General features: G+C 66.7%; 9 protein-coding genes. 8 read left to right on the plus strand and 1 reads right to left on the minus strand.

The features are described 5' to 3' along the window. The first annotated feature begins 191 nt into the window (after positions 1-191). The 5 genes from aceE to CV_RS02605 all read left to right on the plus strand — a co-directional run bounded on the left by aceE (position 192) and on the right by CV_RS02605 (position 8,498). Entirely contained in the window at positions 192-2,855 is a 2,664-nt protein-coding gene (gene aceE, locus CV_RS02585) for a pyruvate dehydrogenase (acetyl-transferring), homodimeric type (RefSeq protein WP_011134081.1), read from the plus strand. 120 nt (positions 2,856-2,975) lie between these two features. Next, complete coding sequence (gene aceF / locus CV_RS02590) at positions 2,976-4,640, plus strand: dihydrolipoyllysine-residue acetyltransferase (RefSeq protein WP_011134082.1); 1,665 nt, start codon at positions 2,976-2,978, stop codon at positions 4,638-4,640. A gap of 152 nt (positions 4,641-4,792) precedes the next feature. Next, a complete protein-coding gene (lpdA, locus tag CV_RS02595; protein ID WP_011134083.1) occupies positions 4,793-6,592 on the plus strand; it encodes a dihydrolipoyl dehydrogenase in 1,800 nt (599 codons plus the stop codon). A gap of 819 nt (positions 6,593-7,411) precedes the next feature. Continuing rightward, positions 7,412-7,753, plus strand: coding sequence for a hypothetical protein (locus CV_RS02600; RefSeq protein ID WP_011134084.1), 342 nt, complete (start codon positions 7,412-7,414; stop codon positions 7,751-7,753). A gap of 196 nt (positions 7,754-7,949) precedes the next feature. Next, the gene (locus CV_RS02605; RefSeq protein WP_043595342.1) at positions 7,950-8,498 is read left to right on the plus strand and encodes an NADPH-dependent FMN reductase; all 549 of its coding nucleotides are present in this window, start codon (positions 7,950-7,952) and stop codon (positions 8,496-8,498) included. A 105-nt stretch (positions 8,499-8,603) separates the two neighbouring features. On the opposite strand, the gene CV_RS22020 is transcribed toward CV_RS02605, so the two are convergent. Then, positions 8,604-9,806: a GGDEF domain-containing protein gene (locus tag CV_RS22020; RefSeq protein WP_011134086.1), complete on the minus strand. Its 1,203-nt coding sequence runs from the start codon at positions 9,804-9,806 to the stop codon at positions 8,604-8,606. A 190-nt stretch (positions 9,807-9,996) separates the two neighbouring features. Here CV_RS22020 and CV_RS02615 point away from each other — a divergent pair, with 190 nt between their 5' ends. The 3 genes from CV_RS02615 (at position 9,997) to CV_RS02625 (ending at position 16,282) form a co-directional block, all read left to right on the plus strand. Continuing rightward, positions 9,997-10,482, plus strand: a complete 486-nt coding sequence (locus tag CV_RS02615) for a GNAT family N-acetyltransferase (RefSeq protein ID WP_011134087.1) — start codon at positions 9,997-9,999, stop codon at positions 10,480-10,482. Between the two features lie 207 nt (positions 10,483-10,689). Continuing rightward, entirely contained in the window at positions 10,690-12,462 is a 1,773-nt protein-coding gene (locus tag CV_RS02620) for an autotransporter assembly complex protein TamA (RefSeq protein WP_043595344.1), read from the plus strand. A gap of 4 nt (positions 12,463-12,466) precedes the next feature. Then, a complete protein-coding gene (locus tag CV_RS02625; protein WP_011134089.1) occupies positions 12,467-16,282 on the plus strand; it encodes a translocation/assembly module TamB domain-containing protein in 3,816 nt (1,271 codons plus the stop codon). The last annotated feature ends 117 nt before the right edge of the window (positions 16,283-16,399 follow it).

Genomic DNA, 16,399 nt, shown 5'->3' on the forward strand with positions numbered 1-16,399 from the left:
TTGCGAATCCATCCGGACGTACACTGGCGTGGTCGCACGATGCTCATTCGAAAATGAACATTTTTATTTGCGAATCTGTTCGTTTATAATCGCAAATCAAATAATTGGCTCGCTTCCGAGCCGATTGCATAAACGCGGGGCCGGCCAGTTCGAGACTCGGTCCCCGAAGTCACCCGCTGTGAGGACCAGAGATGGCTGCAACTTTCCCTGACGATATCGATCCGTTGGAAACCCAGGAGTGGACTGAAGCGCTGGAGTCGGTGCTGGACAACGAAGGCGCCGAGCGCGCGCACTTCCTGCTGGAAAAGATGGTCGAACGCACCCGCCGCCGCGGCGCCCACCTGCCGTTCGACGCCACCACCGCGTACCAGAACACCATCCCGGTTGGCAAAGAAGCCAAGTCCCCGGGCAACCACGAGATGGAGCACCGCATCCGCTCGATCAACCGCTGGAACGCCGCCGCCATGGTGCTGCGCGCCGGCAAGAAGGATCTGGAGCTGGGCGGCCACATCGCGTCCTTCCAGTCCTCCGCCACGCTGTACGACGTCGGTTTCAACCATTTCTGGCGCGCCCAGAATGAAAACCAGGACGGCGACCTGATCTACTTCCAGGGCCACATCGCCCCGGGCGTGTACGCCCGCGCCTTCATGGAAGGCCGCCTGACCGCCGAGCAGATGGACAACTTCCGCCAGGAAGTGGACGGCCAGGGCCTGTCCTCCTATCCGCACCCGTGGCTGATGAAGGATTTCTGGCAGTTCCCGACCGTATCGATGGGCCTGGGCCCGCTGATGGCCATCTACCAGGCCCGCTTCCTGAAGTACCTGGAAAGCCGCGGCCTGGCCAAGACCATGGGTCGCAAGGTGTGGTGCTTCTGCGGCGACGGCGAGATGGACGAGCCGGAATCGCTGGGCGCGATCGCCATGGCCGCCCGCGAAGGCCTGGACAACCTGGTGTTCGTGATCAACTGCAATCTGCAGCGCCTGGACGGTCCGGTGCGCGGCAACGGCAAGATCATCCAGGAACTGGAAGGCGACTTCCGCGGCTCCGGCTGGAACGTGCTGAAAGTGATCTGGGGCTCCCGCTGGGATCCGCTGCTGGCCATGGACACCAAGGGCCTGCTGAAGAAGCGCATGGACGAGTGCGTGGACGGCGACTACCAGACCTTCAAGTCCAAGGACGGCGGCTATGTTCGCGAGCACTTCTTCGGCAAGTATCCGGAGCTGCGCGAAATGGTGGCCAACATGTCCGACGAAGAGATCTGGAATCTCAATCGCGGCGGCCATGATCCGCACAAGGTGTACGCGGCCTATCACGAGGCCACCCACAACGCCAACGGCCGTCCGACCGTGATCCTGGCCAAGACCATCAAGGGTTACGGCATGGGCGCGTCCGGCGAAGCCAAGAACATCGCGCACCAGGCCAAGAAGATGGACCTGGACAGCCTGCGCAACTTCCGCGACCGCTTCGGCATCCCGGTGTCCGACGAGGACCTGCCGAAGGTGCCGTACTACCTGCCGGCCGAAGACAGCCCGGAAATGAAGTACATGCGCGAACGCCGCGCGGCGCTGGGCGGCTACCTGCCGGCCCGCAAGCCGGTCAACCACCCGCTGGCGGTGCCGGAACTGTCCGCCTTCGATGCGCAGCTGCAATCGTCGGGCGACCGCGAGTTCTCCACCACGATGGCCTTCGTCCGCATGCTGGGCACCATCATGAAGGACAAGAACATCGGCAAGCGCGTGGTGCCCATCGTGCCGGACGAGTCCCGCACCTTCGGCATGGAAGGCATGTTCCGCCAGTACGGCATCTGGTCCACCCAGGGTCAGAACTACGTGCCGCAGGACCATGACCAGCTGATGTTCTACAAGGAATCGAAGGACGGCCAGATCCTGCAGGAAGGCATCAACGAGCCGGGCGCGATGGCCGACTGGATCGCCGCGGCGACCAGCTACGCCAACAGCAGCCAGCCGATGATTCCGTTCTACATCTACTACTCGATGTTCGGCTTCCAGCGCATCGGCGACCTGGCCTGGGCGGCTGGCGACATGCGCGCCCGCGGCTTCCTGCTGGGCGGCACCGCCGGCCGCACCACGCTGAACGGCGAAGGCCTGCAGCACGAAGACGGCCACAGCCACATCCAGGCCGGCCTGATCCCGAACTGCATCAGCTACGACCCGACCTTCGCCTACGAGCTGGCCGTGATCGTGCAGGACGGCATGCGCCGCATGTACGCCGAGCAGGAAGACGTCTTCTACTACCTGACCCTGATGAACGAAAACTACGTTCACCCGGCGATGCCGGCAGGCGCGGAAGAGGGCATCCTGAAGGGCATGTACCTGCTGCAGGACGGCGGCGACGCCAAGGTGAAGGTGCAGCTGATGGGCTCGGGCACCATCCTGCGCGAAGTGATGGCCGCGGCCGACCTGCTGAAGGCTGACTTCGGCATCGGCGCCGACATCTGGAGCGTGACCTCCTTCAACCAGCTGCGCCGCGACGGCATGGAAGCCGAGCGCCACAACCTGCTGAACCCGACCGCCGAGGCTCGTTCCTCCTACGTCGAGCAGCAGCTGGCCGGCCGCAACGGCCCGGTGATTGCCGCGACCGACTACATCCGCAACTACGCCGACCAGATCCGCGCCTATGTGCCGGGCCGCTATGTCGTGCTGGGCACCGACGGTTTCGGCCGCTCGGACAGCCGCGCCAACCTGCGCTCCTTCTTCGAGGTGGATCGCTATCACGTGGCGCTGGCGGCCCTGTCCGCCCTGGCCCGCGACGGCAAGATTGACGGCGCCAAGGTGGCCGAGGCCATCGCCAAGTACGGCATCAAGACCGACAAGCTGCCGAGCTGGAAGGTGTAATTCCAGGATGGAAGCCCCGGCTCAGGCCGGGGCCTTCCATCTTTGCACGGCAAGCGAATCTGTAGCGGATATCCGGCGGAATGCCCCGGCAGGGGCTTCCGCCTTACGAATGGAAAGCTCATGAGCAATCTGATCGAACTGAAAGTGCCCGACATCGGCGGCCACAGCAACGTAGACATCATCGAAGTATTCATCGCCCCGGGCCAGACCGTGTCCGTGGACGATTCCCTGATCACCCTGGAAACCGACAAGGCCACCATGGAAGTGCCGGCCGAAGCCGCTGGCGTGATCAAGGAAGTGAAAGCCGTCGTGGGCGGCAAGATTTCCGAAGGCGACGTGATCGCCATCCTGGAAGTGGGCGCCGCCGCGTCCGCTCCGGCCCCGGCGGCAGCCGCGCCGGCGCCCGCAGCCGCTCCGGCCGCTGCCCCGGCTCCGGCGGCAGCAGCCCCGGCCGCCGCGCCTGCCGCTCCGGCGGCATCCGGCCGCAGCGAAATCCGCGTGCCGGACATCGGCGGCCATAACGGCGTCGACGTGATCGAAGTGACCGTCAAAGTGGGCGACGAAATCGCCGTCGACGACAGCCTGATCACGCTGGAAACCGACAAGGCCACCATGGAAGTGCCGGCCACCGCCGCCGGCAAGGTGGTGGAAGTGAAGATCAAGGTGGGCGACAAGGTCAGCGAAGGCGACCTGATCGTCGTGGTGGAAGGCGCTGTCGCAGCCGCCTCCGCCCCGGCAGCCGCTGCGCCGGCTCCGGCCGCAGCCCCGGCCGCTCCGGCCCCGGTCGCCGCCGCGCCTGCAGCCGCGCCGGCCGTGGCGCCGGTCGCCGCCGCCGTGTCCGCCGCCATCGACGAAATCGCCTTCTCCAAGGCCCACGCCGGTCCGTCCGTGCGCCGCCTGGCGCGCGAACTGGGCGTGGACCTGGGCAAGGTGAAGGGCAACGGCCGCAAGGGCCGCATCACCGAAGACGACGTCAAAGCCTTCGTCAAGGGCGTGATGCAGAACCCGGCCGCGCTGGCCCCGGCCGCCGCGCCGGCCGGCTCCGGCGCGGGTCTGGACCTGCTGCCGTGGCCGAAGGTGGACTTCGCCAAGTTCGGCCCGATCGAAACCAAGCCGCTGTCCCGCATTCAGAAGATTTCCGGCGCCAACCTGTCGCGCAACTGGGTGATGATCCCGCACGTCACGTTCAACGACGAGTGCGACATCACCGAGCTGGAAGACTTCCGCAAGACCGTGGGCAAGGAATGGGAAAAGTCCGGCCTGAAGATCAGCCCGCTGGCCTTCATCATCAAGGCCGCCGCCGAGGCGCTGAAGGCCTTCCCGACCTTCAACAGCTCGCTGGACGGCGACAACCTGGTGCTGAAGCAGTACTACCACATCGGCTTCGCCGCCGACACGCCTAACGGCCTGGTGGTGCCGGTGATCAAGGACGCGGACAAGAAGGGCCTGCGCCAGATCGCCCAGGAACTGACCGACCTGTCCAAGCTGGCCCGCGAAGGCAAGCTGAAGCCGACCGACATGCAGGGCGCGACCTTCACCATCTCGTCCCTGGGCGGCATCGGCGGCACCAGCTTCACGCCTATCGTGAACGCGCCGGAAGTGGCCATCCTGGGCGTCTGCAAGTCGCAGATCAAGCCGGTGTGGAACGGCAAGGAATTCGCGCCGCGCCTGATGTGCCCGCTCTCCCTGTCCTTCGATCACCGCGTGATCGACGGCGCGGCAGCGGCCCGCTTCACCGTGCACCTGGGCAAGCTGCTGTCCGACGTGCGCCGTCTGATCCTGTGATCGTAGGGCGGAAGCCCCTGCGGGGCGTTCCGCCTTTGCGGTACAGAAGGTAGGCGGAACGCCCGCTTTGCGGGCTTTCGCCCTACGGAATCAAGCCCAGACTCGAGGCGGCCGGCCCCGCGCCGGCCTCCCAATATTGCGGATGGAAAACCATGAGCAATCTGATCGAATTGAAAGTCCCGGACATCGGCGGCCACAACAACGTGGACGTGATCGAAGTGTTCGTCAAACCGGGCGACGTGATTGAAAAAGAAGCCAGCCTGATCACGCTGGAAACCGACAAGGCCACCATGGAAGTGCCGGCCGAAGCCGCCGGCACCGTCAAGGAAGTGCGCGTGACCGTGGGCAGCAAGGTGTCCGAGGGCGATCTGGTCGTCATCCTGGAAGCCGCCGGCGCAGCCGCCGCGGCTCCGGCGGAAGTGAAACCGGTGGAAACCACCGGCGTCGCCTCCGCCACCACCCAGGCCGGCTTCGCGCCGCAGGCCGCTCCGGTGGCCGCCAGCCATAGCGGCGGCGCCGACATCGAGTGCGACGTGATGGTGCTGGGCGGCGGCCCCGGCGGTTACTCCGCCGCCTTCCGCGCGGCCGACCTGGGCCTGAAGGTCGTCATCGTCGAGCGCTACGCCACCCTGGGCGGCGTGTGCCTGAACGTGGGCTGCATCCCGTCCAAGGCGCTGCTGCACAACGCCGCGGTGATCGACGAAGTGAGCCACCTGGCCGCCAACGGCATCAAGTTCGGCAAGCCGGAAGTGGATATCGACATGCTGCGCGGCTACAAGGAAAAGGTCATCGCCAAGCTGACCGGCGGCCTGGGCGGCATGGCCAAGGCGCGCAAGGTGGAGATCGTGCGCGGCAACGGCCACTTCATCGATCCGCACCACATCGAAGTCTCGCTGACCACCGGCAAGGGCCGCGAAGAGTCCGGCGAGAAGAAGATCGTCAAGTTCAAGAACGCCATCATCGCCGCCGGCTCCCGCGTGGTGAAGCTGCCGTTCATCCCGAACGACCCGCGCGTGGTGGACTCCACCGGCGCGCTGGAGCTGAAGGGCGTGGCCGACCGCATGCTGATCATCGGCGGCGGCATCATCGGCCTGGAAATGGGCACCGTCTACTCCACGCTGGGCGCGCGCCTGGACGTGGTGGAAATGCTGGACGGCCTGATGCAGGGCGCCGACCGCGACCTGGTCAAGGTATGGCAGAAGTGGAACGCCCACCGTTTCGACAACATCATGCTGAACACCAAGACCGTGGCCGTGGAGCCGAAGGAAGACGGCGTGTGGGTGACCTTCGAGGGCGAGCAGGCTCCGAAGGAACCGCAACGATACGACCTGGTGCTGTACGCCACCGGCCGCGCGCCGAACGGCAAGCTGATCGGTGCGGAAAACGCCGGCATCGCGGTGACCGACCGCGGCTTCATCCAGGTGGACAAGCAGCAGCGCACCAATGTGCCGCACATCTTCGCCATCGGCGACATCGTCGGCCAGCCTATGCTGGCGCACAAGGGCGTGCATGAAGGCCACGTGGCGGCGGAAAACTGCGCCGGCATGAAGTCCTACTTCGACGCCCGCGTGATCCCGGGCGTGGCCTACACCGATCCGGAAGTGGCCTGGGTGGGCGTGACCGAGGACGAAGCCAAGAAGCAGGGCCTGAAGATCGAGAAGGGCGTGTTCCCGTGGGCCGCCTCCGGCCGCGCCATCGCCAACGGCCGCGACGAAGGCTTCACCAAGCTGATCTTCGACGCCGAAAGCCACCAGATCATCGGCGGCGGCATCGTCGGCCCGCACGCCGGCGACATGATCGGCGAAGTGTGCCTGGCCATCGAGATGGGTTGCGACGCGACCGACATCGGCAAGACCATCCACCCGCACCCGACCATGGGCGAGTCCATCGGCATGGCGGCGGAAGTGGCGCACGGCACCTGCACGGACTTGCCGCCGCAGCGCAAGAAGTAAGTTTGATCGGCGGTTTGACCGCCGTCAGATGGAGAAAGGGCAAGCCTGGGTGCTTGCCCTTTTTGTTTTTGTCGGATGACATGATAAGCGGGTAGCGTAGGGCGGAAGTCCGCTAAGCGGGTATTCCGCCTCCGTAGGTAGGGTGCGTCACCCCGCAGGGGCGACGCACCGGTTGTGGTGTTGTGGTTTTGTGTCCGCTTCGCGGGCGATGGATTTTGATGGTGGGGCTGGTTGGGGAGCTGTGCGGGTAGGGTGCGTCACCCGGAAGGGGCGACGCACCGATTATGGTATTGCGGTTTTGTGTCCGCTTCGCGGACGGATGATTTTGGTGCCGGTTCCGCCCGGCGGACGGGCCAGGGGCTGTGCGGCCAGCCCCTTGGCAATCCCAGGCCGCCCCAACAGCGCGGCGAAACCCCCGCTCCAAAACCATTCCCAAGGAGCCGCCGGAACTAGCGGGGCGCTAACGTCGCCCCGCGTCGGACAACCGGCGGCTTAAAACCTTGGGAATGGCTTTGGAGCCGGCTTGCGCTGATGGGGGATGTTGGCGAGTTGGTGCTGTTCTATGTTTCAGATGGCCTAGGATTCGTTGGCGTGTAGGTTGGCGCTGAGCGCAGCGAAGCCCAACGTTTACCGCGCACGGTGTGCGGTTTGGTGTCCGCTTCGCGGACGGATGATTTTGGTGCCGGTTCCGCCCGGCGGACGAGCCGGTGCGGTGCCTGTCCGAAGACGAACTCGATGAGCTTGTCCGGCGGGTGAAGAAGCCCGGCGCAAGACGGCTGCGGCGCTGGTGGCAGGAGGAGACGCGGCCGGCTTTGCTGCATGAGGGCGGGGTGGCCACCAGAGAGCCTGCATCTGGCGCTGGCGCTTGCCGCCGAGGCGGCGCAGCAGGTGAGTCGGGCGGTGATGGAGGCGGTACTGCGCGGCCCTGGGCCTTGGCAGCATTCGCGCTGGGTGGTGGCGCTGGATTACGAACGCCACAACAAGCAGCGCTGGCCGCACGGCAAGCTGATCGGCCTCACCAGCTCCGTCACCACGCTGGAGGGTTTGGCGGAGTTGATCGCCGAGCCGGGCCGGATGCCGGTGAACAATACCGACCTGGTCAAACTGGCCGCGGCCTGCCATTTGCGGCTGGCGGAGCGGATGGGACGGATAGCCGGCTAATGGCTGTGGAACAGGCAATGTCGGCCCGCTTGGCGGGCCTTTGCTTTAAATGGTGGCGGCTGTTTGCTTGGCGGGGATTTGGGTCAAGCCCAGTCACACGCCTGCCGACCATCCGAAGCGGTCAAAGAGCCGACTCTCCTGACAGCGCATCCGATGCCTCCTACAATGGCGTTGTTCTATCCCAAAAGGATCCACCGTGAGCACGATCAAAGTACTGGGTATTTGCGGCAGCCTGCGCCGCGCCTCCGCCAATATGGGTCTGCTGCGCCATGCAGCCAGCTGCCTTCCGGCTGGTATGGAACTGCAGATTGCCGATTTGTCCGAGGTGCCGTTTTACAATGCCGACCTAGCCAGCAAACCGGCGCCGGTTGCGCGTCTGCTGGAGCAGATCGGCGAGGCCGACGCCTTGCTGCTGGCCTGTCCGGAATATAACTATTCCATGGCGCCGGCCCTGAAAAACGCGCTGGATTGGGCATCACGCGAGCCGGAGAACAAGCTGCTGGCCGGTAAACCGGTCGCCATCATGGGGGCTGGCGGCGGCATGGGCACTTCTCGCGCGCAGTACCATCTTCGGCAAACCTGCGTGTTTCTCGACCTGCTTCCGCTGAACAAGCCGGAAGTCTTTGCCAACGCTTTTGCTGGTGGTTTTGATGGCGATGGCAATCTGACCGATGAGCGCCTGCAGGGCTTGGTGGCGCAACAGTTGGAAGCGCTGCGCGCTTGGGCGTTGCGACTGAAGGTCTGACGCGCTGGGTTGAACCCGGTGAAATCGCCTTGCTGCGGGTGCCCCGGCAAGGCGTTTTTTATGCAGCATCGCGCAGCAAACTGCACAATAAATGGTTGGCCGGCGCTAATCCGCCGCCTCTGGTCGCCGTCCCGGCGCCGGCGGCTCCACGCTCACCACCCTATCCCGTCCGCCGTTCTTGGCCAGATACAGCGCCTTGTCCGCCCGCGCCAGCGTGCTGTGTATCCGCTCGCCCTCCAGCCACACGGTGACGCCGACGGAAAAGGTCTGCTGATCCGGCAGATTGCCGCGCAGCGATTCGATGCGGGCGGCGGCCTGGTCCAGATTGCAGTCCATCAGCGCCAGCACGAACTCCTCGCCGCCGAAGCGGGCGAACAGGTCCGATTGCCGCATCCGCGACTTGATCAGCACCGCCACCTCGCGCAGCAGCCGGTCGCCTTCGGGGTGGCCGTAGCTGTCGTTGAATTGCTTGAAATGGTCCAGATCGAACAGCGCCACCGCGATGGGCTGGCGGTAGCGGCGCGCGGTGGCCAGCATCATTTCTATCTGGATGTCCCAGGTGCGGCGGTTGGGCAGCTGGGTCAGCTCGTCGGTGCCTGCCAGGGCTTCCAGCTTTTGCATCAGGCTGCGCATTTGCCCCAGCCATTTGTGCAGCAGCCGCACCAGCAGGATGGCCATCGCGCTGGCGATGATCCACATCACCAGCATGATCCAGCGGGCGACGATGCCGTAGGAATTGGATTGGGCCACTTTCTTCATCAGGTCCAGCGTGATGGACACCGCCAGCGCGTTGGTGTTCTGCGAGATGTGGGTGAAGATCTGGATTTCCTCGCCCATCACCAGCTTGGATGCCTTGTCGCGCTGGGCGGCGTCGCCGGAGCGGTACATGGCGATGATGTCGCGGTCCCGCTCCATGAAGGCGTTGAAATCCCGCTGCACGCTGTCCAGCTGGCTGCGCTGGTCGGCGCTGAGCGCCATTCCGCGCAGGGTCTGGATATCGCGGCGGAAGTTGTCGGCCGAACGCAGGAATTCCGATCGGGAGATGGCGTCGTCGTGGCTGGCCCCCTCGATGTTGCGGACGATGTCGAAGGCGTAGCCGGTCTGCCAGCCGTTCAGGTCCGCGGCGTCGAATTTCACTTCCATCGCGGCCTGGGCGATGGCGATGTATTCGACGATCTGGGCGCGGCCGTTCTCTTCCATTTTCTCGATGTAGAAGGACAGCACCGGCAGCAGGCCCATGCACAGCAGGATGGGCGCGGCGACCATGATGGCCTTCAGCATGATGCCTTTGTCGCTGCTATCGAACATGGTCGCTCCGCCTGGGGAAAGGGAGCGGCCGCGGCGTGTGCGGGCGGCCGTGCTTCAACATAGATGGTTTTTGTACGAACAAATACTTAGTTGTCGCGAGCACGGCCTCGGGGAACAGTCGGTTTTCGCTGGAAATATCAATGGCATAATGCGGTTTTGGCCAGGCGGCGGCCGACAGGAGGTTCACAGCATGCGGATCAGACAGATTCAATCCGACGACTTCGCGTTCATTTCCTCAGTGATGGACGATTGGTGGGGCGGGCGGCAGGTGCGCCACCTGCTGCACCGCATGTTCTTCGACCATTTCTCCGGCACCGGCTTCGCGGCGGTGGACAGCGAGGAGATCGTCGGCTTCCTGGTGGGTTTCCAGTCGCAGACGCGGCCGGAAGCCGCCTACATCCACTTCGTCGGCGTCGCGCCGTCGGTCCGCGGCCGGGAGCTGGGGCGCGGCTTGTACCGCCGCTTCTTCGACGCGGCGCGCGAGCGGGGCTGCGCGGAAGTGCTGGCGATCACCTCGCCGGGCAATGCCGGCTCCATCGCCTTCCATCGGCAGATGGGCTTCGAATTGCTGCCTGGCGACGGGGTGGAGGATGGCGTTCCCGTCGTGTACGACTACAGCGGGCCGGGCCAGCACCGGGTGCGGTTTCGCCTGCAATTGGAGCCGGCTGTCGGCTGAGGCCCGGCCGCCGCGATGCGCGTCCTGGGCGAGCGGAGAATAAGCGCGCTTGCGCGCTTTTTCAGCTTTCATGCCTTCGCCATGATGGGGAGGAAGTGAACTAGATGAGGCCGGCCATGGTCAGACAACCCTTGTTTGACAATCGCTTGCCGGTCGCCAGCCTGGCCGACTTCCGTTACCATGCAGCATCCCCCTGTGAACCGAACCATGCCACGTTTCTCCATTCTGCCGCCGCGTTTTTCCGCATGCCGCTCCGGGCGGCTATTGGCGTTGGCCGCCTGTCTGGCGGCGGCCCAGGCGCAGGCCGGCATCGAGTACAGCGTGGATATCGACGCGCCGTCCGATCTGGCGCAATTGCTGCGCGACAACCTGGAGCTGGTGGAGGGCCAGAAGGACCCGGACGTGGACCCGGGCTGGTTGGACGCGCTGGTGAAGAGCACGCCGGACGAGGCGAAGAAGCTGCTGGAGACCGAGGGCTATTTCGGCGCCAGGGTGGACGCGTCGCTGGAGGGCGGCAACCGGGTGCGGGTCAAGGTGAGCCCAGGCGAGCCGGTGCTGATCGACGACGTCACCATCCGGCTGGATGGCGATATCCGCCAGCAGGACGATTACCAGCAGCGCCTGGCCCAGGTGCTGGAGGCGTGGACGCTGCCGATGGGCGCGCCCTACCGCCAGGCGGACTGGGACGCGGGCAAGCGCGCGGTGCTGCGCAAGGTGCAGGCCGACCGCTTTCCCAAGGCGCGCATCGTGTCCAGCGAGGCGCGGATCGACCCCGCCACCCGCCGCGCCACGTTGGAGGTGAAGCTGGACAGCGGGCCGATGATCGGTTTCGGCAAGATCACCGTCAACGGGGTCAAACGCTATCCGGAAAAGGTGGCGTTGGGCATGGCCGACTTCAATCCCGGCTCGCCGTACAGCCAGGACAAGGTGCTAGCCTACCAGTCGGCGCTGGAACAGGACCCGCATTTCTCATCGGTGATCGTCAGCGCCGATTTCGACCACATCGTCGACAACCGCGTGCCGGTGACGGTGGACGTGGTGGAGATGCCCAGGCAGAAGGTGGAGCTCGGCCTGACTTACGATTCGGTCGAGGGACCCGGCGTGCGGGTCGGCTACGACCACTACAACATCTTCCGCCGCGGCTACACCGGCTCGCTGCTGCTGGACTGGAAACGCGACCAGCAGGCGGTCAGCTTCGGCCTGGGCTTCCCGCGCCAGTCCGACGGCTATTCCCATTCCATCACCAGCTCGTTCAAGTCGGAAACGGTGCAGGGCCTGAAGACCAACACGGTGGACGCCGGCGTGTGGCGCATCCGCAGCCGCGGCAATATCGAGGCGCGGATGGGGGTGGAGTTCCTGAAGGAAAGCGCCGAGGCCGGCGGCGTGCTGACCAGCGACACCCACGTCACCCAGCTGGTGTACGGCTGGACCCAGCGCGCGGTGGACGACCTGATGCGGCCGCGCAGCGGCTACCTGCTGGACGGCCGGCTGTCCGGTTCGGTGGGCCAGTTCGGTTCCACCACCTCGCTGGTGCGCGCCTATGGCCGCGCGGTCGGCTACTGGTCGCCGTTTCCCAAGTACGGCACCCTGGTCGCCCGGGTGGAGCTGGGACAGGTATGGGCGCGCGACGGCGCCCAGGTGCCGTCCACGCTGCTGTTCCGCGCCGGCGGCGCCAACAGCGTGCGCGGCTACGACTACCAGAGCCTGGGCTTGCCCGGCCCCAACGGCTCGGTGCTGGGCGGCCGCGTGGTGGCCACCGGCAGCCTTGAATACCAGATCCCGATCAAGCCGGACTGGTACCTGGCGCTGTTTACCGACGCCGGCAACGCCGGCGACAGCTGGAAAGGCTTCCAGCCCGAGCACGCCAACGGCGTCGGCGTGCGCTGGATGAGTCCGGTGGCGCCGCTGTCCTTCGATATCGCCAAGGCGGAGCGCGACGGCAAGATCCGTTGGAACCTCAGCCTGGGCCTGGCCTTCTGATTCCATGAGCGACAAGCAGACACCCCAAACCGAGGCGCCCGAGCAGGCGCCGACTCCTCCGCGCCGGCCGCGGCGCTGGCGCGTCTTCTTCGGTGCGCTGGCACTGGCTTTCGCGCTGCTGCTGGCCCTGCTGGGCTGGATCAGCGCCAGTCCGGCCGGCTTTGCCTGGGCGCTGCATGGCGCCAGCCGCCTCAGCGGCGGCCTGTTCAGCGTCGGCGCGGTGGACGGCGCGCTGTGGCAAGGCTTCTCGCTGCGCGACGTCCGCGTGCGCAGCGCCGGCGACGATGTCGACATCGAATCGCTGAAGCTGGACTGGCATCCCGCTGAGCTGTGGCGCGGCAGGCTGGACATCGACCGGCTGGCGCTGGGCCACGTGCGCGTACAGAGCCGGCCCAAGCCCGAGGAAAAACCCGCGCCGCTGGAGGCGCCGCGTTCGCTGGCGCTGCCGCTCAAGGTCCGCGTCGGCGAGTTGTCGCTGGCCAGCCTGACGCTGGAGCCGGCCCATGTCAGCCTGTACCGGCTGCAAGCGGGCTATGACTACGACGGCGCGCGCCACCGGCTGAAATTGCAGCGGCTGGACACGCCGTGGGGCGGCGTCAACGCCGGGCTGGAGCTGGCCGCCGCGTCGCCGTTCCCCTTGTCCGGCCAACTGGCCGCGCAGGGCGAGCTGGAGCAGGTGGCGGTGAAGGCCAGGCTGAAGCTGGCCGGCGATCTGCTCAAGCCGGCCTTCTCGGGGCAGATGGACGGCAAGGGCGTCAGCGTGGAGCTGTCCGGCGCGCTGCGCCCGTTCGACGCCAATCCCTTCAACCGGCTGGCGCGGCTGGATGCCCGCGTCGGCAACATCAATCCGCAGTCCTTGATGCCGGCCTGGCCCCAAGGGCGGCTCAGTTTCGCGGTGTTCGCCGAGCCGGATGCCGGCCAGCGGGTCAAGGGCGGCCTGACCCTGATCAATACCGAGCCCGGCGCGCTGTCGGCGCACAAGCTGCCGCTGTCGCTGCTGGTCGGCGAATTCCGCGCCGACGAGAAGGCGCTGGAGCTGTACGGAAGCCATGCCGAGACCGCCGGCGGCAGAGTGGACTTGTCGGGCGAATTCAAACCCGGCGCGATCAAACTGGCCGCCGACTTGAGCAAGGTGTCGCTGCGCCAGCTGCACGAAGCCGCGCCGGACGAAACCATAGGCGGACGCGTCACGGTGGAAGGCGCGCCGACGGCGCCCCGCGTCGCCGCCCAGCTGAAAGGCGGCCAGCTGCGCGCCGACGCGCTGGTGGAGCTGACCGAGGGCAAGCAGCCGGCGCTGCTGCTGAAAAAGCTGGAGCTGGGCACCGGCGGCGGCGCGGTCAGCGTCAACGGCAAGCTGGGCCTGGCCGGACGGCAGCTGTTCGAGCTGAACGGCGCGCTCAGCCACGCCGATCCGTCCCGCTTGCAGCCCAGCCTGCCCAAGGGCGACCTGAACGCCACGCTGAAGATGGCCGGCCAATTGGCCGAGCCGATGGAGGTGGGCGCCAAGCTGCAGTTCGCGCCCAGCAAGCTGTCCGGCGCGCCGCTGTCCGGCAACGCCAGCGTGCTGCTGGATGCGCGCCGGCTCAAGCAGCTGCTGATGGACATCCGCCTGGCCGACAACCGGCTGCAGGCCAATGGCAGCTACGGCGTGGCCGGCGACAAGCTGAAGCTGGCGATCAACGCGCCCAATCTGTCGCTGCTGGGGCCGGGCTTTGCCGGCACCGTGCAAGGCCAGGGCGAGCTGGCCGGCGTGCCCAAGGCGCCGCTGTTGAACGCCAAGCTGCAGGCCGACCGGCTGAAGCTGCCCGGTGGTGTGGCGCTGCAGTCGCTGCAGTTCGCCGGCAACGTCAAGGCCGACCAGGCCAGTCCTTTCCAGCTCAGCCTGGATGTGGCCGCGCTGCAGGCGGGCGGCGTGCGCGCCGAGCAGCTGCATGCCCGCGCGTCCGGCACCCGCGCGCGCCACAGCCTGCAACTGGACGGCCGCTTCCGCGTCGACGAGCTCAACTACGCCCTGCAGCTGGCCGCCAGCGGCGGCCTGGCAGAACGCGGCGGCTGGCAGGGCAGCGTGCAGAAACTGGATTTGACGGGCAAGCCCGGCCTCAGCCTATTGGCCCCGGCCGCGCTGCAGATCGGCGCCGACGGGATGGTGAAGCTGGGCGCGACCCGGCTGGCCTTGCTGGGCGGCAGCCTCAACGTGACGGACTTCACCCGGCAGGCGAGCGGCGCGCTCAGCAGCCGCGGCAGCGCGCGCGGCGTCAAGCTGTCCGAGCTGGGGCCGCTGCTGAAGCTGCCGCTGGAGCAGAACCTGCAGTTCGACGCCGATTGGGGCTTGTCGCCTTCCGGCCAGGGCCAGCTGGCGGTGTGGCGCAGCGGCGGCGACGTGCAGCTGCCGCAAGGCAAGGGCCGTCCGGTGCCGCTGGGCCTGAAGACCGCGCGGGTGGACCTGGATCTGGACGGCCGCCGGCTGGCGTTCAAGCTGAACCTGGACAGCCGTTTCGCCCAGGCGCAGGGTCAGGGCAGCCTGCCGTGGAACGGCGGCCACATCGACGGCCGCACGCCCCTGTCCGGCGCCCTGCGCGCCAGTCTGCCGGCGTTGTCTTCGCTGGCCGAGCTGTCCGGGCCCGGCCTGGAACTGGGCGGGCAGCTGCAGGCCAGTCTGGAACTCAGCGGTCCGCTGGCGGCGCCGCAGGCGCTGGGCCAGATCCGCGGCGAGCAGCTGAAATTCGCCGACCGCCGCACCGGCATCGCGCTGGGCGACGGCAATCTGCTGGCCCGCATCGACGGCCGCAAGCTGACCTTGCAGCAGCTGCGCTTCGTCAGCGGCAAGGGCGACGTCACCGCCAGCGGCACGCTGGATCTCAGCGACGATCTGCCCGACGCGCGGGTCAAGGTGGCGCTGCAGAGCTTCAGCGTGTTCGACCGGCCGGGCCGCCGCCTGGTGGTGTCCGGCCAGAGCGAGCTGGCCTTCGTCGGCGGCAAGCTGTCGCTGAGCGGCCGCATCCGCGCCGACCAGGGCCGCATCGGCCTGCCCAAGATGGGCGCGCCCGATCTGGGCGGCGACGTGGTGGTGGTGGGGCGTCCCGCGCCGGAGCCCTCCTCCTTCGCCAGCATGCCGCTGACGGTGGCGCTGGACCTGGATCTGGGAGATCGCTTCCGCTTCACCGGCCAGGGGCTGGACGTGGAGCTGTCCGGCATGGTGCATGTCAGCGCCAATCCGGGCGAGGCGCCGGCCGCCAAGGGCCAGGTCAAGGTGGTCAAGGGCCGCTACAAGGCTTACGGCCAGGATCTGGACATCACCTTCGGCGCCATCACCTTCAACGGCCCGCTGGACAATCCGCTGCTCAACGTCCAGGCGAAGCGCCGGCTGTCGCCGGTGGGAGCGGGCGTCGAGGTCAGCGGCTCGGTGGCCGCGCCCAAGGTCAGGCTGATCAGCGACGAGCCGATGGCGGAGAAGGACAGGCTGGCCTGGCTGGTGCTGGGCCGTCCCGCCAGCGGCGACCGCGACAACAACGATCTGGCGGCGTCGGCGGGCATGATGCTGGCCGGCTCGATCAACGACCGCATCGGCCTGTTCGACGACCTGGGCGTGTCCAGCCGCAAGGAAAAGACGCTGGCCAACGGCACGGTCAGCCCGGCCGAGCAGGTGGTGACGGTGGGCCGCCAGCTGACGCGCGAGCTCTACCTGGGCTACGAGTACGGCATCAGCAGCGCCGACCAGGCGGTGAAGCTGGCCTACCAGCTGTCCAAGGGCTGGTCGGTGATCCTGCGCGCCGGCACCGCGATGTCGGCGGAATCGCGCTACACGCTGCGGTTCGATTGAGCCGCGGCGGAGAGGGGCGGCACCAAGGATGGATTGCTATTGTAATTTTCAGCGTTTCATTGAAATGTTGAGCGCATTTTCCGATGTCCCCCATGATGGTAGGCTAGCTGCTTTGCC

This window comes from Chromobacterium violaceum ATCC 12472 (genome assembly GCF_000007705.1).
Classification (GTDB): Bacteria; Pseudomonadota; Gammaproteobacteria; order Burkholderiales; family Chromobacteriaceae; genus Chromobacterium; species Chromobacterium violaceum.